General features: G+C 71.4%; 13 protein-coding genes. 5 read left to right on the top strand and 8 right to left on the bottom strand.

Features of this window, described 5'->3' with window-relative positions; genetic code table 11:
- Positions 1-2 precede the first annotated feature (2 nt).
- Positions 3-1,595, top strand: coding sequence for a Na+/H+ antiporter (locus tag ACFWBF_RS23685; RefSeq protein WP_385605290.1), 1,593 nt, complete (start codon positions 3-5; stop codon positions 1,593-1,595).
- Positions 1,596-1,629: 34 nt separating this feature from the next.
- Here the strand turns inward: ACFWBF_RS23685 and ACFWBF_RS23680 are convergent, their stop codons facing one another.
- Complete coding sequence (locus ACFWBF_RS23680; RefSeq protein ID WP_385605288.1) at positions 1,630-2,628, bottom strand: SDR family NAD(P)-dependent oxidoreductase; 999 nt, start codon at positions 2,626-2,628, stop codon at positions 1,630-1,632.
- Positions 2,625-3,809: a glycosyltransferase gene (locus ACFWBF_RS23675; protein ID WP_385605285.1), complete on the bottom strand. Its 1,185-nt coding sequence runs from the start codon at positions 3,807-3,809 to the stop codon at positions 2,625-2,627. Before ACFWBF_RS23675 ends, ACFWBF_RS23680 begins: the two co-directional genes overlap by 4 nt.
- Before the next feature lie 82 nt (positions 3,810-3,891).
- Between ACFWBF_RS23675 and ACFWBF_RS23670 the strand changes: the two genes are divergently transcribed.
- Positions 3,892-4,581, top strand: coding sequence for a response regulator transcription factor (locus ACFWBF_RS23670; RefSeq protein ID WP_385227470.1), 690 nt, complete (start codon positions 3,892-3,894; stop codon positions 4,579-4,581).
- A complete protein-coding gene (locus ACFWBF_RS23665; RefSeq protein WP_385605282.1) occupies positions 4,578-5,969 on the top strand; it encodes a sensor histidine kinase in 1,392 nt (463 codons plus the stop codon). Before ACFWBF_RS23670 ends, ACFWBF_RS23665 begins: the two co-directional genes overlap by 4 nt.
- A gap of 34 nt (positions 5,970-6,003) precedes the next feature.
- On the opposite strand, the gene ACFWBF_RS23660 is transcribed toward ACFWBF_RS23665, so the two are convergent.
- A complete protein-coding gene (locus ACFWBF_RS23660; RefSeq protein WP_385605279.1) occupies positions 6,004-7,056 on the bottom strand; it encodes a mechanosensitive ion channel family protein in 1,053 nt (350 codons plus the stop codon).
- A 56-nt stretch (positions 7,057-7,112) separates the two neighbouring features.
- Here ACFWBF_RS23660 and ACFWBF_RS23655 point away from each other — a divergent pair, with 56 nt between their 5' ends.
- Positions 7,113-7,691 (top strand): dienelactone hydrolase family protein, encoded by a 579-nt coding sequence (locus tag ACFWBF_RS23655; RefSeq protein ID WP_385605276.1) that lies wholly within the window; start codon positions 7,113-7,115, stop codon positions 7,689-7,691.
- A gap of 83 nt (positions 7,692-7,774) precedes the next feature.
- Here ACFWBF_RS23655 and ACFWBF_RS23650 read toward each other — a convergent pair whose 3' ends face one another.
- The 5 genes from ACFWBF_RS23650 to ACFWBF_RS23630 form a co-directional block, all read right to left on the bottom strand.
- Positions 7,775-8,734 carry a zinc metalloprotease gene (locus ACFWBF_RS23650; RefSeq protein WP_385605340.1) on the bottom strand — a complete coding sequence of 320 codons (960 nt, stop codon included), beginning with the start codon at positions 8,732-8,734 and terminating at the stop codon, positions 7,775-7,777.
- 222 nt (positions 8,735-8,956) lie between these two features.
- Positions 8,957-10,615, bottom strand: coding sequence for an alkaline phosphatase D family protein (locus ACFWBF_RS23645; RefSeq protein ID WP_385605274.1), 1,659 nt, complete (start codon positions 10,613-10,615; stop codon positions 8,957-8,959).
- A 106-nt stretch (positions 10,616-10,721) separates the two neighbouring features.
- On the bottom strand, positions 10,722-11,519 hold the full coding sequence (locus ACFWBF_RS23640) for a DsbA family protein (RefSeq protein ID WP_385605271.1): 798 nt from the start codon (positions 11,517-11,519) through the stop codon (positions 10,722-10,724).
- Positions 11,520-11,570: 51 nt separating this feature from the next.
- Complete coding sequence (locus tag ACFWBF_RS23635; RefSeq protein WP_385605268.1) at positions 11,571-12,260, bottom strand: hypothetical protein; 690 nt, start codon at positions 12,258-12,260, stop codon at positions 11,571-11,573.
- A 60-nt stretch (positions 12,261-12,320) separates the two neighbouring features.
- Positions 12,321-13,646 (bottom strand): DUF2252 domain-containing protein, encoded by a 1,326-nt coding sequence (locus ACFWBF_RS23630; protein ID WP_385605337.1) that lies wholly within the window; start codon positions 13,644-13,646, stop codon positions 12,321-12,323.
- A 158-nt stretch (positions 13,647-13,804) separates the two neighbouring features.
- Here ACFWBF_RS23630 and dnaE point away from each other — a divergent pair, with 158 nt between their 5' ends.
- Entirely contained in the window at positions 13,805-17,347 is a 3,543-nt protein-coding gene (gene dnaE / locus ACFWBF_RS23625; protein ID WP_385605265.1) for a DNA polymerase III subunit alpha, read from the top strand.
- Positions 17,348-17,384 lie beyond the last annotated feature (37 nt).

Here is a 17,384-nt window from a genome sequence, read left to right as displayed (position 1 = left end):
GAGTGGATCAGCTTGCTCTGCTGTTCGTGCTGTTGCTCGGGGCCGTGGTCACCGTTCCGCTCGGGGACCGGCTGCGGCTGCCCGCGCCCGTGTTGATGACCATCGGCGGGGTGGTGCTCGCGCTGGTCCCGGCCGTGCCGAATGTCGACATCCCGCCCGAGTACATCCTGCCCCTCGTGCTGCCCCCGCTGCTCTACGCCTCCGTGCAGCGCACCTCCTGGCGGCAGTTCGCCGCCAACGTGCGGCCCATCCTCCTGCTGGCCGTCGCCCTGGTCTTCGTGACCACCGCCGCCGTGGCCGCCGTCGCGCACGCCGTCGTACCCGGGCTGCCCGTCGCCGCGGCCGTCGCGCTCGGCGCGCTCGTCGCGCCGCCCGACCCCGTCGCCGCCACCGCGGTCGCCGGCTCGCTCGGGCTGCCCCGCCGGCTGGTGTCGATCCTGGAGGGCGAGGGCCTGTTCAACGACGTCACCGCCATCGTGCTCTACCACGTGGCCATCGCCGCCGCCGTCAGCGGCACCTTCTCCTGGCCCGACGCGCTCGGCGAGTTCGTGCTCTCCGCCGTGGTCGCCGTGGCGGTCGGACTGGCGTTCGGCTGGATCGCGAACCGGCTCATGGGGCGGCTCGACGACGCGACGCTGCAGATCGGCCTCACGCTGCTGGTGCCGTTCGTCTCGTACGTGGTGGCGGAGGAGCTCCACGGGTCGGGGGTGCTGGCCGTGCTGACCACGGCGCTGTTCCTCGCCGAGTACGCGAACGACGCCGACGACGTGCTGGGGCGGCTCGCCGGGCACACGTTCTGGGAGGTCGTCGACATGCTCGTCACGGGCGTGGCGTTCGGGCTGATCGGGCTGGAGCTGCACAACGTCTTCGGCACGGCGGGCGGCCGCGAGTGGGAGATGGCCGGGTGGGCGGCGGCCGTCGTCGTGGTGGTGATCGGCGTACGGCTGGTGTGGCTGCTGCCGGCGGGCTGGCTGGCCAAGCGGCTGCACTCGCGCCGGGACTACGACGAGGAGATCCCGCTGAGCTGGCGGGAGTCGGTCGTGATGTGGTGGTCCGGGATGCGGGGGGTGGCCTCCGTGGCGCTGGCGCTGGCCATCCCGTTCCGTACGGACGGCGGCGAACCGTTCCCCGCGCGGGACCAGATGGTCTTCATCGCCTTCGCCGTGATCATGACGACCCTGGTGGTCCAGGGGCTGACCCTGCCGTGGCTGGTGCGGAGGCTGGGGGTGGAGGCGGACGCCGACGCGGAGCGGGAGGTCGCGCGCCGGCTGGCGATCCGCGCCGCCAAGGCCGCCAAGCGGCGGCTGAAGGAGATCGAGGAGGTGGAGGACCTCCCCGAGGACCTGGTGGAGGTGCTGTACCGCCGGGCGTACGACGTCGGGGCGAGGATCAGCCCCGACATGGTGGACGAGGAGCGGCGGGAGGCGTACGCGAAGCGGGTCGAGCGGATCCGCGACGTCCAGCGGATCCAGCGGGAGATGATGTCCGCCGCCCGCCACGAGGTGCTGTCCGCACGCAGCGAACCCGGCGCCGATCCGGAGATCGTCGACCGGGTCCTGCGTCACCTCGACGTACGCAGCCTGCGGGGCCAGTAGACCGGGAACCTCGCCGGGCACCTCGCCCGGCGCCTCACACCTGGTAGCGGTCCGGGGCGAAGAGGTGGAGGTTCGCCGCGATCCAGTCGGAAGTGCGGCCCAGGCCCTCCGCCAGGGACACCTCGGGCTTCCAGCCGGCCCACTCCAGGGCCCGCGTGTTGTCCGACAGGAGCCGCTGGACCTCGCTGCCGGACGGCCGCAGGCGGCTCGGGTCCACGACGATCTCCGCGTCCCGGCCCGAGGCGGTGATCAGGGCGTCGGCGAGGGCGCCGATGGAGATCTCCTCGCCGCTGCCCAGGTTGACCACCTCACCCAGCGCCCGGTCGCACTCCGCCACCGCGAGGAAGCCCGCGGCCGTGTCCGTCACGTACGTGAAGTCGCGCGTCGGCGTCGTCGAGCCGAGGCGGATCTCCCGGGAGCCCGAGTGGAGCTGCGCCAGGATCGTCGGGATCACGGCGCGCGCCGACTGCCGCGGCCCGTAGGTGTTGAACGGCCGCACCACCGTCACCGGGAGCTCGAAGGCGTGGTGGAAGGAGAGCGCCATCATGTCCGCGCCGATCTTCGACGCGGAGTACGGGGACTGCGGCTGGAGCGGGTGGCTCTCCGCGATCGGGGCCGTCAGGGCCGTGCCGTAGACCTCGCTCGTGGAGGTGTGCACGAGACGGCGCACGCCGTGGCGCCGGCAGGCCTCCGCCATGTTCTCGGTGCCGGTCACGTTCGTCTGGACGTACGCGCCCGGCGAGGCGTAGCTGTACGGGATCCCGATCAGCGCCGCCAGGTGGAAGACGGTGTCGCAGCCGGCCACCGCGTCACTGACCCGGCCCGCGTCGCGGACGTCGCCCGCCCACATCTCCACCGGGCCGTCCGGATCGGCGAGGTACCGGGCCAGGTGGCCCTTCTCGGCGTACGGCTTGTAGTGGACGAAGGCGCGCACCCGCGCACCCCGCGCCACCAGCAGGTCCACCAGCGTCGAGCCGATGAAGCCCTCGGCCCCGGTGACGAGGACGGTCCGGTCGGTCCAGTCGATGCTCATGCGTACTCCAAAGCGGTGGAAGTAAGGCCACAGACGCGGAGGACCTCCGCGGCCAGCAGTTCGGCGGCCCGCGCGTGCGGGCCGGGGTCGGCGGCGCCGGCCATCGCCGACAGCCGGGCCGGGTCGGCCAGCAGCGGACCGATGAGGTCCGCGAGCTGCTCGGCGGTCGTCGCGGAGTCGGACAGCAGCAGCCCGGCGCCGGCGTCGGACAGCACCCGGGCGTTGTGGGTCTGGTGATCGCCGGGGGCGTACGGATAGGGGACGAGCACGGACGGGACCCCGGTCGCGGCGAGCTCCGCCACCGTCGCCGAACCGGCCCGGCACACCACCAGGTCGGCGGCCGCGTACACCAGGTCCATCCGGTCCAGGTACGGCACGGCCCGCGCGATCCGCTGCCCGCCGGAGGCCGCGAGGTCCGAGACGGTGTCCGGCAGCGTCGCCGGACCCGTCTTGACCAGCAGCTGTACGTCGTCCCGGCCCTGCCAGAGCGCGGCCAGGCCGGCCGCGGCCCGGGTGAGGCGGACGGCGCCCAGACTGCCGCCGTTGAAGACGATCAGGCGCCGCCCGTCCGGGACGCCCAGGGCCCGCCGGGCGTCGAGGCGCAGCGCCGCCCGGTCCGCGGCGGGCAGCTCCGCGAGTCCCGACAGGGCCGCGGAGATCGGCATGCCGGTGGTCACCGCCCGGTCGCCGCCCGACAGGTGGGCCCGGCTGCGGTCGAAGGCGACCGCCATGTGCGGGGTGAGCCGGGCGGCGAACTGGTTGGCGCGCCCCGGCACCGCGTTGGACTCGTGGATCACCGCGGGAAGCCCCGCCAGCCGGGCCCCGAGCACGGCCGGCGCGCTCGGGTAGCCGCCCATGCCGACGACGGCGTGCGCGCCCTGGGCCCGGATCACCGACCGGGCCTGCCCCGCGGAGCGCAGCAGCGCGGCGGGCAGCAGGTAGCGCTTCGCGCCCAGCGAGGGATCGAAGGGGATCATGTCGACGGTGTGCAGCCGGTACCCGGCGGCCGGGATCAGCTCGGTCTCCAGGCCCCGCTCGGTCCCGATGAACGAGATCACGGCCCCCGGGACGGCCGCGCGCAGCGCCTCGGCGAGAGCGAGTCCCGGGTAGATGTGGCCGCCGGTGCCGCCCGCGCCGATCACGACGGAGAGTGGAGCCAGAGGAGTGTCTCGTGTGGTCATGGGCACACGGTCCCGGTGTGGTCTAAGAACGTTCTAAGAGGAACCGTCCGGACCCTTTGGCAGGCTTTGCGTCATGAGCACCATGAGCAGGCAGCGGATTTTGGTGGTGGACGACGAGCCGGAGGTGCGGGCCGCCGTCGAGGACGGTCTCGCGGTGGAGGGGTACGAGGTACGCGGGGCCGCCGACGGGCTGGCCGCGCTGGCCGAGGTGGCCGGGTGGCAGCCGGACGCGGTGGTCCTGGACGTGATGATGCCGGTGCTGGACGGGCTCGGGGTGTGCCGGCAGCTGCGCGCGGTCGGCGACCGTACGCCCGTGCTGGTCCTGACCGCGCTGGACTCGGTGAGCGAGCGGGTGGACGGCCTGGAGGCGGGCGCCGACGACTACCTGGTCAAGCCGTTCGCGCTGGACGAGCTGGTGGCGCGGGTCCGGGCGCTGCTGCGGCGGGCCGCACCCGACCCGGCGGGGGAGCCGGCCGCCCTGGCCTACGCCGACGTGGTCCTCGACCCCGAGACCCGCACCGGGCGGCGCGGGGAGCGGCCGCTGGAGTTCAGCCGGACCGAGGCCGCGCTGCTGGAACTGCTCCTGCGCCACCCCGGGCAGGTGCTCCCGCGCGAGCTGATCCTGGAACTGGTGTGGGGGCGGGACTTCGGTCCGGACTCCAACTCCCTGGCGGTGTACGTCGGTTACCTGCGCCGCAAACTGGAGGCGGGCGGCGAGCCCCGGCTGGTGCACACCGTGCACGGGGTCGGATACCGGCTGGACGCGGCGTGAGCGGGGTCGGGCGGCGCAGGCTCGGCGGTGCCTGGCGCAGGCGCCGGCCGCTGCGGACCCGGCTGGCGCTGGCCACGACCGCGGCGGTGGCGCTGGTGGCCGTCGGCGTGTGCACCGCGGCCTTCTTCGTCGTACGCGACGCCCTGTACGACCAGCTCGACCTGAGCCTGACCCAGTCGGCCCGGCTCGCCGCCGGGCGCAACCAGGGCGCCCCGCCGGGCACCCTGGCGGGAGAGTGCCGGTTCCTGGCCGCGCCCGCCTGTGCGGAGGTGGTGCCGGCCGACCCCGCCAAGGATCCGCGGCCGCCGGGGCAGTTGCCGGTGGCGCCCGCCGCCCGGGAGGTCGCCGCCGGCGAGCGGGCCCCGTACTACACCGACATCACCCTGGCCGGGCACCCGATGCGGATGCTGACCACCGACTTCGCCAAGGGGCGGGCGCTCCAGGTCGCGCTGCGCGCGGACACCGTCCAGGACGGGATCGCGCAGGCCGCGGGCTGGCTCGCGCTGATCGGCGCGGCCGGGGTGCTGCTGGCCGCGGTGCTCGGGTACTGGGTCTCCCGCAGGGGGCTCGCGCCGGTCACCCGGATCGCGGCGACGGCCGAGCGGATCGCCGCGACCCGCGATCCGCGGCACCGGATCGTACTGCCCCCGCCGGGGCGGGAGGACGAGATCACGCGACTGGCCGGAAGCTTCAACACCATGCTGGGCGAGCTTGAGCAGTCCGTCACGGCCCAGCGGCGGCTCGTCGCGGACGCCTCGCACGAGCTGCGGACCCCGCTGACGGCGCTGCGCACGAACGCGGAGCTGCTGGCGCGGGGCGAGCGGCTGACGCCCGAGCAGCGCCAGCGGGCCTCGCTGGCCCTGGGCCGGCAGCTGCGCGAGGTGACGGGCCTGGTCAACGACCTGATCGAGCTGGCCCGGGACGAGGAGCCGCAGGCGCTGGTGGAACAGGTGCGGCTGGCCGCGCTGGTGGAGCACTGCGCGCAGGCGGCGCGGGCGCACTGGCCGGCGGTCCCGTTCCGCGTCCGGGTGGCGGGCGCGGAGACGGTGGTGGTGGCGGGGGTGCCGGCGCGGCTGAGCCGGCTGCTGGGCAACCTGCTCGACAACGCGGCGAAGTTCAGCCCCGCCGGGGCCGCCGTGGAGGTGGAGCTGACGGCCGCGGGCGCGGGCGGCCGGGCCGAGCTGACCGTACGGGACCACGGGCCGGGCGTCGCCGAGGAGGACCTGCCGTACGTCTTCGACCGCTTCTACCGGGCCGGCGCCGCCAGGTCCCTGCCGGGGTCGGGGCTGGGGCTGGCGATGGCCCGGCAGATCGCGCGGGCGCACGCGGCGGAGCTGACCGTGGAGCGGGCGCCGGGCGGGGGTGCGGTGTTCCGGCTGGCGTTCTGAGCGGTGGCCGGGCGCCGCTGCGGGGCGGCGCGGCTCAGGCTTGAACCGGCGGGGGCTCGGCGTCGTAGGTGGTGACCCGGGGCAGGGCGTACGGGTGGTGGGTGACCAGCCAGGTGACCATGTGCTCGCGGACCGCGCAGCGCACCTTCCAGACGTCGTCCGAGTCCTTGGCCGTCACCACCGCCCGGACCTGGATGGTGTTCGGGGTGGTGTCGGTGACGGCCAGGCTGCCCGTGCGGCCGTCCCACTCCGGGGTTTCCATCAGGATCCGCTGGAGTTCCTCGCGCATCAGGTCCAGCGGCGCGCTGTGGTCCAGGTGCCAGAAGACGGTGCCCGTCATCTGTACGCCGCCGCGCGACCAGTTCTCGTACGGCTTGCTCGTGAAGTACGAGACCGGCATCGTGATGCGGCGCTCGTCCCAGGTGCGGACGGTGAGGAAGGTCAGGGTGATCTCCTCGACCGTGCCCCACTCCTTGTCGACCACCACCGTGTCGCCGATCCGCACGGTGTCGCCGAAGGCGATCTGCAGTCCGGCGAAGAGGTTGCTCAGGGAGGACTGGGCGGCGATGCCCGCGACGATGCCGAGCACGCCGGCCGAGGCCAGCATCGAGGCGCCGACCGTCCGCATCGCGGGGAAGGTGAGCAGCATGGCCGCCACCGCGACCACCACGACGACCGTGGTGACGACCCGCTGGATGAGGGTGACCTGGGTGCGGACCCGGCGGACCCTGGCGTGGTCGGGGGCGCCGGCCGCGTAGCGCGCGTAAGTGGAGTCGACGATCGCCGTCGCGATGCCGACCAGCAGCCACGCGGTCCCGGCGATCAGGACGAGGCTGAGTGCCCGGCCCACTCCCTCCTCGTGATCCTGGAGGATCTTCATCTGGTGGTAGGAGCCCCGGAGCAGGCCGGCGCCGAGGACCAGCTGGAAGGGCGGGCGGCAGCGCCGCAGCAGACCCCACAGGGGCGTCTCGCCGTGCCGGGCGTCGGCGCGGCGCAGCAGCAGGTCGAGCAGCCACCCCGCGAGCAGGGTGACGGCCAGGATGCCGCCGATGACCGCGATCGGGCGCAGTACGGAGTCCGTGTCCATGGGCTTCAACGTAACCGGAAGCGGCCCGGGTACTGCGGCATTCGGCAACTGGCACGATGGGAGGCATGAACATCATGCTCTTCCATTCGACGTACGGTCTGCGGCCCGCCGTGCAGGAGGCGGCCGGCCGGCTGCGCGCGGCCGGTCACGTGGTCCACGTACCGGACCTCTTCGAGGGACGCACCTTCGGGACCGTCGAGGAGGGCATGGCCCACCAGGACGAGATCGGCCGTGACGAGCTGCTCAAGCGCGCGGTGCTGGCCTCCGCCCCGTACTCCGACCAGGGCCTGGTCTACGCCGGCTTCTCCTTCGGCGGCTCCGTCGCCCAGCACCTGGCGCTGGCCGACGAGAAGGCGCGCGGGCTGCTGCTCCTGCACGGGACGGCCGACCTGGAGGACGGCGCCTCGGTGGACGACCTTCCGGTGCAGCTGCACATCGCGGACCCGGACCCGTTCGAGCCGCACGACTGGCTGACCGCCTGGTACCTGCGGATGCAGCGGGCGGGGGCCGATGTGGAGGTCCACAGCTACCCGGGTGCCGGGCACCTGTTCACCGACCCGGGTCTGGACGACTACGACGCGCAGGCCGCCGAGCAGACCTGGACGGTCGCACTGGCCTTCCTCGACAGCATCTAGTGCGGTCACAGCACTAGGCGCGGGAGCAACGGGGTGGGGCCCGGTCCGGCAGGAGAGTGCCGGACCGGGCCCCTTCGCGTGCGTCAGGCGCGGTACGCCGTCCACATGCTCTTCATGCGGGACACCTGGCCCCCGGTGAACTGGTACATGCAGGAGTCGTACGTGTAGTCCATGAAGTTGTGGATCGGGTCCACGCCCGAAGCGGTGCAGGTGTCACGGCCGGTGGGGCACTCGAAGGCCGCGCTCTTCTCGGCCGGGGTGTCGGAGACGGAGTCACCGCTGCCCGAGCAGCCGCCCTGGAAGGTGTGGTAGAGCCCGAGCCAGTGGCCGACCTCGTGGGTGGCGGTGTCGCCCTCGTTGTAGTTGGCGGCGGAGCCGCCGGGGATCGAGGAGTTGAGGATGACCACGCCGTCCATCTTGGGCTGGGAGGCGTAGGAGCTGGGGAAGGTGGCCCAGCCGAGCAGCCCGCCGCCGAGGTTGGCGGTGTAGAGGTTCAGCGCGTTCTTCCCGCCCTTGCGCAGGGCGTTCTTCATGTTCTTCTCGGCCGTGGTGCCGTCCGAGACGTTGTACCAGGTGGCGTTGTCCGTGTAGTCGGTCCCGGCGAGGCTGAACTGGAAGCCCGAGTCCACGTTGCCGGAGCCCTGGCCGGCGTACGCGGCGTTGAGGACCGAGATCTGGCTGTTGATCTGCGCGGCCGTCAGCTTTCCGGTGGTGCCGGAGGTGATGACGTGCACGTACACGGGGATGGTCGTGGTGGCCGCGGCGACGCCCGATCCGGCGAGCTGGCGGTCGTGCCCCGCCTTCGCCTGGGACATCTTCTTCGCCAGGTCGGCGTCCATGGCCTTGACCTGGTCGGCGGTGACCTCGTTCGGGTCGGCGGAGTGCGCGTCCTTGGGGCGGGCGACCCGGGCGTTGGCGGCGGCGCCACCGGTGGCCTGTTCGGCACAGGCCTCGGCGGGGGTCTTGGCGGGGGCGGCGGCGACGGTCGTGGGGGCCGTCAGCGGCGCGAACGCCAAGGTGCCCGCGACGAGCGCAGAGCCCATGATGCGGCGACGGAGCAGGGGGGATATGCGGGCAGCAGCGCGCACGTTGACTCCTCGGAAGCGTGGTGGGGGCGGAGGTTTTTCCTCACGCTGGCGCGAAGCTTACGTGTCCATGTCATTGAAACCGCAAGTGTCTGGAAGTAAAAGATTTGTTGCCGATGTTGAAGATGGGGCGCCTGGTCTGCACCAGGCGCCCCATGGGACAACAGATTTGACGGTGGGTCAGCGAACCGGCTGGTCGGCCCGTTCCACCTTCTGGGAGCCGTTCAGCGTGCGGTACGAGCGCTCCCAGCGGGTCGTCGCGTCCTGCCGCCGCTTGTCGGACACGACGTAGTAGTCCATCTGCGAGCGCTCGGCCGTCACGTCCAGGACGCCGTACCCGTGGGCGTCCATGTCCAGCCACTTCACGTGCCGGTTGGCGGCCTTGATCGCCGTTTCGGCCACCAGCGAGGCCGTGTCCGCCGGCACGTGCAGCATCTCGTCGATGTTGTCGGAGGTCACCGAAGTCACCACGAACTCCACGCCCGCGGACCGCGACCACGGGTAGGTGGCCGCCGTCACCGGGACGTCGTTCGCCCACGCCATGTGGATGTCGCCGGTCAGGAAGACGGTGTTGCGGATGCCCCGGTCCGTCAGGTGGCCCAGCAGCTCCTTGCGGTCGTCCGTGTACCCGTCCCACTGGTCCACGTTGATCGCGATGCCGCCCTTGGGCAGGCCGAGCAGCTCCGCGAGCGGCTCCAGCAGGTGAGCCGGGAGCGAGCCGAAGGCCACCGGCGAGATCATCACCGAGGTGCCGACCAGTTTCCAGGTCGCCTGCGAGGCCGCCAGGCCGGCCTTCAGCCAGTCCAGCTGGGCCCGCCCGGTGATGGTGCGCTCCGGGTCGTCCACCTTGCCGCTGCCGATCCCGACCTGCTGGGAGCGGAAGGTGCGCAGGTCCAGCAGGTGCAGGTCGGCGAGGGTGCCGAAGCGCAGCCGCCGGTAGACGGTGCCCTCGGTGGAGGTGCGGACCGGCATCCACTCGAAGTACGCCTGGCGGGCGGCGGCCGCGCGGGCCGCGAAGTCGCCCTCGGTGCCCGGCGTGTGGTTCTCGGCGCCGCCGGACCAGGTGTCGTTGGCTATCTCGTGGTCGTCCCAGATGGCGATCATCGGGTGCGCCTGGTGCAGGGCCTGGAGGTCGGCGTCCGTCTTGTACTTGCCGTGCCGGGTGCGGTAGTCGGCCAGGGTGAGGATCTCGTGAGCCGGCTCGTGGCGGCGTACGACGTACTTGTCCTCCGGGTAACCCCCGGTCTGGTACTCGTAGATGTAGTCACCCAGGTGCAGGACCGCGTCCAGGTCGCCGCGCGCGGCCAGGTGGCGGTACGCCGAGAAGTAGCCCGACTCCCAGTTGGCGCAGGAGACCACGCCGAAGCGCACCCCGGGGGTCGCGGCCTCGGCGGCCGGGGCGGTACGGGTGCGTCCGACCGGGGAGAGCGCGGTGCCCGCGGTGAAGCGGTACCAGTACGAGGTCTGCGGCCGCAGCCCGCGCACGTCGGCCTTGACCGTGTGGTCGGAGGCGGCGGAGGAGCTGACGGAACCGGTGGCGACGATCCGGGAGAAGCCCTTGTCCTCGGCGATCTCCCAGGTCACCAGGGTGGCCGCGCCCTTGCCCGAGCCGGGTACGGCCTCGGCCGCGGGGGTGACGCGGGTCCACAGCAGGATGCCGTCGGGCAGCGGGTCGCCGGAGGCGACACCGTGCAGGAAGGCGGGGGCGCTCTCGGCGGCGTGGGCGGCGGTGGCGCCCAGCGCGGCCATCGGGGCGAGCGCGGCCGTGGCCGCCGCGGCCAGGACGACCGAGCGGCGGCGCGGCGACGAGGCGGTGGAAGAGGAGAGTTGACTGGTCACGGGCGGTCATATTACTGATCGGTATATGCGCGGGTACAGCCCTGTGAAGGCAACGGACGGGCGAACTTTGGGAGTTCGCCCGTCCGGTTGTGCGCGTGGGAGCGGATCAGCCGGCGATGGCCTTGTCGATCGCCGTCGTGAACTGCTCGACCGACTGCGGCAGCGGGTCGATCTTCTTGCCGTCCATCTTCAGCGACGGGGTGCCCTGGACGCCGCTCTTGTCGAAGACCTTCGACATCTCGATCGCCCAGCGGTTGTAAGTGCCGTCCTCGACGGCCTTCTTGAACTCGGCGTTGTCCTTGAGCGCCGGCACCTGGTCCGCGATCTTCAGCAGGTAGTCGTCCTTGCCGAACTTGTCGTCCTTCTCCTCCGGGTGGTTCGTCGCGGAGTAGAGGGCCGTCTTGTAGTCGAGGAACGCGTCCGGGCTGACGTTCAGCGCCGCGCCCAGCGCGCTCAGCGCGTTCTTCGAGCCGGAGCCGCCGAAGCCCTTGTCGAGGAAGGTGGCGCCGATGTACTGGATCTTGTACTTGCCCGCGTCGAGGTCCTTCTTGACCTGCGGGCCGATCGTCTGCTCGAAGGTCGCGCAGACCGGGCAGCGCGAGTCCTCGTACAGCTCCAGGGTCTTCTTGGCGTCCGCCTTGCCGAGGACGACGGTCGTGCCGTTCTCGCCGGTGGTGTTCTTCGGCTGGACGAGGGCTGCGTCCGCGGCCTTCTCCCACTTGCCGGGCTGGTTCGCCTGCACGACCAGGTAGCCGACGCCGCCGGCCAGTGCGAGGGCCGCGACGACGCCGCCGGCCACGAATATCTGCCGGCGGACCCGGGCCTTCTTGGCCTGCTGCTCGCGCTCGGCGCGCAGCCGGTCGCGGGCCGCCGCCTTGTTCGCCTGGCTGTTGCGTGCGCTCATCGTGTTCTCCGTGGGGTGCGACTCGGGTGAAAGGGGGACTGCTGCCGTACGTCAGGCGCTCGCCAGAGCGCCGCGTACGGGAGGTCCCCGCCGTCCCACGGAGTGTGCGGGGAACCGGGTACGCGCCCCCGCGCCCGGGGGCGCCGGCCGCGCCACCCGCCGAGCCGGACCGCAGGCCGCCGTGGCCGAGGCCGCGACCAGCAGCAGCGGACGGAACGCGAAGGCGGCCACCGCGCGCAGCAGCTGCCCCAGCGCGCGCTCCCCGTGCCGCAGCCACACCGCGGCCAGCAGCCCGACCGAGACGTGCGCGCCCAGCAGCAGCCAGGGGGTCCACGGCCCGGACGCGGCCAGCAGCGCCACCGGATCGGCGGCGGGCCCGGTCACCTCGGCCAGCGGGCCGCCCACCGGCGTACCGCCGCACAGCTCGGCCAGGCCCAGGGCGCGCAGCGGACCCGAGACGGGACCGCCCGCCGGGCCGTAGCAGATGTGCTGGCCGGCGGTGAAGACGGTGTCGGCGGCCAGCTCCAGCGGCACGAGCAGGCCGGCGATGGGGCCGAGGCCCCGCTCGCGGCCCGCGAGCGCGTAGGCGATCACGAACACGGCGGCGAAGGCGCCGCCCACCAGCACGGGAGGCAGCGGCACCCGGGACATCAGGACGTGCGAGCCGGCCGAGAGCAGCACGACGAGCGCACTGAACAGCGCGGCTCGCAGCCCTCTCGGTCCCGCCCCTGATATGTCCATCGCGGCGAGTCTGCCATGCGTCCCTGTGAATCCGGGGCCTGGGCCCCGGGCCGGAAGGAACTAGGACATGATCCGGCCGTTGCGGAAGAGGTCCACGAAGATCTGGTGGTCGGCGCGGGCCCGCGCCCCGTAGGCGTGGGCGAAGTCCACCAGGAGCTGCGCGAAGCCCTCCTCGTCGGCGGCGATGGCCGCGTCGATGGCCCGCTCCGTGGAGAAGGGGACCAGGGTCTGCCCGCTCTCGTCCGCGTCGGCGGCCCCGTGCATGGTCGCCGTCGCCCGGCCCAGGTCCGCCACGACGGCGGCTATCTCCTGCGGGTCGTCCAGGTCCGACCAGTCCAGGTCCACCGCGTACGGCGAGACCTCCGCCACCAGCTGCCCGGACCCGTCCAGCTCCGCCCAGCCCAGCCACGGGTCGGCATGGGCCTGGAGCGCCCGCTGGGAGATCACCGTGCGGTGCCCCTCGTGCTGGAAGTAGTCCCGCACCGCGCGGTCGGTGATGTGCCGCGACACCGCCGGGGTCTGCGCCTGCTTGAGGTAGATCACGACGTCGTTCTCCAGGGCGTCGCTGTGGCCCTCCAGCAGGATGTTGTACGAGGGCAGGCCGGCCGAGCCGATCCCGACCCCGCGCCGGCCCACGACGTCCTTGACCCGGTAGGAGTCCGGCCGCACCAGCGACTCGTCGGGCAGGGTCTCCAGGTACCCGTCGAAGGCGGCCAGCACCTTGTAGCGGGTGGCCGCGTCCAGCTCGATCGTGCCCGCGCCGGGCGCGAAACGGCGCTCGAAGTCCCGTATCTCCGTCATCGAGTCCAGCAGGGAGAAACGGGTGCGCGAGCGGGCCGAGCGCAGGGCCGCCAGCAGCGGGCCCTCGGCGGTGTCCAGGGTGAAGGAGGGGACCTCCTCGACCTTGGCGCCGGTGGCCAGGCGGTGGATCCGCTCCCGGTAGGCGCCGGCGTAGATCCGCACCAGCTCGCTGATCTGCTCGTCGCTGAGCGCCTTGGTGTAGCCGATCAGGGCGACGGAGGCGGCGAACCGCTTCAGGTCCCAGGTGAAGGGGCCGACGTAGGCCTCGTCGAAGTCGTTGACGTTGAAGATCAGCCGGCCGTTGGAGTCCATGTACGTGCCGAAGTTCTCGGCGTGCAGATCGCCGTGGATCCACACCCGGCCGGTGCGCTCGTCCAGGTACGGGCCGCCGTGCCGGTCGCGCTCCAGGTCCGCGTAGAAGAGGCAGGCCGTGCCCCGGTAGAAGGCGAAGGCGGAGGCCGCCATCTTGCGGAATTTGACCTGGAAGGCGGCGGGGTCGGCGCTCAGCAGCTCACCGAAAGCGGTGTCGAACACGTCGAGGATCTGCTCGGCGCGCTGTTCGTTCGTCGTCTCGGGAACCGCCATGGCGGGTGCCTCCTGGTGGCGCGGGGTGGATCGCATTGCGGACGGGGTCCTTGGGTCTGCAACGGATGAAGGTACCTCCTCGGTGCCCGTGATCTGTCACCCGGGAGACGTAGGATTCAGAGCTGCCACCCCTCTCTCCCCTCCGGAGGACCCCCACCGTGACCAAGCCGCCGTTCACGCACCTGCACGTCCACACCCAGTACTCGCTGCTGGACGGTGCCGCGCGGCTGAAGGACATGTTCAACGCGTGCAACGAGATGGGCATGACGCACATCGCCATGTCCGACCACGGCAACCTGCACGGCGCCTATGACTTCTTCCACACCGCGAAGAAGGCCGGGGTCACCCCGATCATCGGCATCGAGGCGTACGTCGCCCCCGAGTCCCGGCGCAACAAACGCCGCATCCAGTGGGGCCAGCCGCACCAGAAGCGCGACGACGTCTCCGGCTCCGGTGGCTACACCCACAAGACGATCTGGGCGGCGAACGCCACCGGCCTGAACAACCTCTTCCGGCTGTCCTCCGACGCGTACGCCGAGGGCTGGCTCACCAAGTGGCCGCGCATGGACAAGGAGACCATCAGCAAGTGGTCGGAGGGCCTGATCGCCTCCACCGGCTGCCCGTCGGGCGAGCTCCAGACCAGGCTGCGCCTCGGCCAGTTCGACGAGGCCCTGAAGGCCGCCTCCGAGTACCAGGACATCTTCGGCAAGGGCCGGTACTTCCTGGAGCTGATGGACCACGGCATCGAGATCGAGCGCCGGGTGCGCGACGGTCTGCTGGAGATCGGCAAGAAGCTCGGCATCCCGCCCCTGGTGACGAACGACTCGCACTACACCTACGCGAGCGAGGCCGGCGCCCACGACGCCCTGCTGTGCATCCAGACCGGCAAGAACCTCTCGGACCCGGACCGCTTCCGCTTCGACGGCACCGGCTACTACCTGAAGTCCACGGACGAGATGTACGCCATCGACTCCTCGGACGCCTGGCAGGAGGGCTGCGCCAACACGCGGCTGGTCGCGGAACAGGTCGACACCGAGGGCATGTTCCAGTTCCGGAACCTGATGCCGAAGTTCGACATCCCGGACGGCTACACCGAGGTCACCTGGTTCCGCGAGGAGACCATGCGCGGCATGAACCGCCGCTACCCCGGAGGCATCCCGGAAGACCGGATGAAGCAGGCCGAGTACGAGATGGACACGATCATCTCGATGGGCTTCCCGGGCTACTTCCTCGTGGTCGCCGACTTCATCATGTGGGCCAAGAACCAGGGCATCGCGGTGGGCCCCGGCCGAGGCTCCGCCGCCGGCTCGATCGTCGCGTACGCCATGGGCATCACCGACCTCGACCCGATCACCCACGGTCTGATCTTCGAGCGCTTCCTGAACCCCGAGCGCGTCTCCATGCCCGATGTCGACATCGACTTCGACGAGCGCCGGCGCGTCGAGGTGATCCGGTACGTGACCGAGAAGTACGGCGCCGACAAGGTCGCCATGATCGGCACGTACGGCACCATCAAGGCCAAGAACGCGATCAAGGACTCCGCGCGCGTCCTGGGCTACCCGTACGCCATGGGCGACCGGCTCACCAAGGCCATGCCCGCCGACGTCCTCGGCAAGGGCATCCCGCTCTCCGGCATCCTCGACCCCACGCACCCCCGCTACGGCGAGGCCGGCGAGATCCGCGGGATGTACGAGAACGAGCCCGACGTGAAGAAGGTCATCGACACCGCCCGCGGTGTCGAGGGCCTGGTCCGACAGATGGGCGTGCACGCCGCCGGCGTGATCATGTCCAGCGAGACGATCACCGACCACGTGCCCGTCTGGGTGCGGCACTCCGACGGCGTCACCATCACCCAGTGGGACTACCCGAGCTGCGAGTCGCTCGGCCTGCTGAAGATGGACTTCCTGGGCCTGCGCAACCTCACGATCATGGACGACGCCGTCAAGATGGTGAAGGCCAACAAGGGGATCGACATCGATCTCCTCGGCCTCCCGCTCGACGACCCCAAGACCTTCGAACTGCTCGGCCGCGGCGACACCCTCGGCGTCTTCCAGTTCGACGGCGGGCCCATGCGCTCCCTGCTGCGCCTGATGAAGCCCGACAACTTCGAGGACATCTCCGCCGTCTCGGCCCTGTACCGGCCGGGCCCGATGGGCATGAACTCGCACACGAACTACGCCCTGCGAAAGAACAAGCAGCAGGAGATCACCCCGATCCACCCGGATCTGGAGAAGCCCCTCGAAGAGGTGCTCGCGGTCACCTACGGCCTGATCGTCTACCAGGAGCAGGTGCAGAAGGCCGCCCAGATCATCGCCGGGTACTCGCTCGGCGAGGCCGACATCCTGCGCCGCGTGATGGGCAAGAAGAAGCCCGAGGAGCTGGCGAAGAACTTCACCATCTTCCAGGAGGGCGCCCGGAAGAACGGCTACAACGACAAGGCGATCCAGGCCCTGTGGGACGTCCTGGTCCCCTTCGCCGGTTACGCCTTCAACAAGGCCCACTCGGCCGCGTACGGGCTGGTCTCCTACTGGACCGCCTACCTCAAGGCGAACTTCCCGGCCGAGTACATGGCCGGTCTGCTCACCTCGGTCAAGGACGACAAGGACAAGTCCGCGATCTACCTGAACGAGTGCCGGCGCATGGGCATCAAGGTGCTCCCGCCGAACGTGAACGAGTCGGAGCCGAACTTCGCCGCCCAGGGCGACGACGTGATCCTCTTCGGCCTCACCGCGGTGCGCAACGTCGGCCAGAACGTCGTCGAGTCGATCATCAAGACCAGGAAGGCCAAGGGGAAGTACTCCTCCTTCCCCGACTTCCTGGACAAGGTCGAGGCCGTCGTCTGCAACAAGCGGACCGTCGAGTCGCTGATCAAGGCCGGCGCCTTCGACGAGATGGGCCACACCCGCAAGGGCCTGGTCGCCCACCACGAACCGATGATCGACAACGTGGTCGCCGTCAAGCGCAAGGAGGCCGAGGGCCAGTTCGACCTCTTCGGCGGGATGGGTGACGAGACCGCGAGCGACGAGCCGGGCTTCGGCCTCGACGTCGAGTTCTCGGACGTCGAGTGGGAGAAGTCCTACCTCCTCGCCCAGGAGCGCGAGATGCTCGGCCTCTACGTCTCCGACCACCCGCTCTTCGGTCTGGAGCACGTGCTCTCCGACAAGACGGACGCCGGAATCTCCCAGCTCACCGGCGGCGAGCACTCCGACGGCGCCGTGGTCACCATCGGCGGCATCATCTCGGGCCTCCAGCGCAAGATGACCAAGCAGGGCAACGCCTGGGCCATCGCCACCGTCGAGGACCTGGCCGGCTCCATCGAGTGCATGTTCTTCCCGGCCACCTACCAGCTCGTCTCCACCCAGCTGGTCGAGGACACCGTCGTCTTCGTCAAGGGCCGCCTCGACAAGCGCGAGGACGTCCCCCGCCTGGTCGCCATGGAGATGATGGTCCCCGACCTGACCTCCGCCGGGACCAACGCCCCGGTCGTCCTCACCATCCCGACCGTCAAGGTCACCCCGCCGATGGTGACCCGTCTGGGGGAGATCCTGCGCCACCACAGGGGCAACACCGAGGTGCGGATCAAGCTCCAGGGGCCGCGCACCACCACCGTGCTGCGCCTCGACAAGCACCGGGTCCAGCCCGACCCGGCGCTCTTCGGCGACCTCAAGGTGCTGCTCGGGCCGTCCTGCCTGGCCGGATAACACCGCCGGCGCCATGCCGCGCCGTACGTGAAAACGC

Source organism: Streptomyces sp. NPDC060028 (assembly GCF_042736725.1).
Taxonomy (GTDB): domain Bacteria; phylum Actinomycetota; class Actinomycetes; order Streptomycetales; family Streptomycetaceae; genus Streptomyces.
This window is presented reverse-complemented; position numbering and strand designations above follow the sequence as displayed.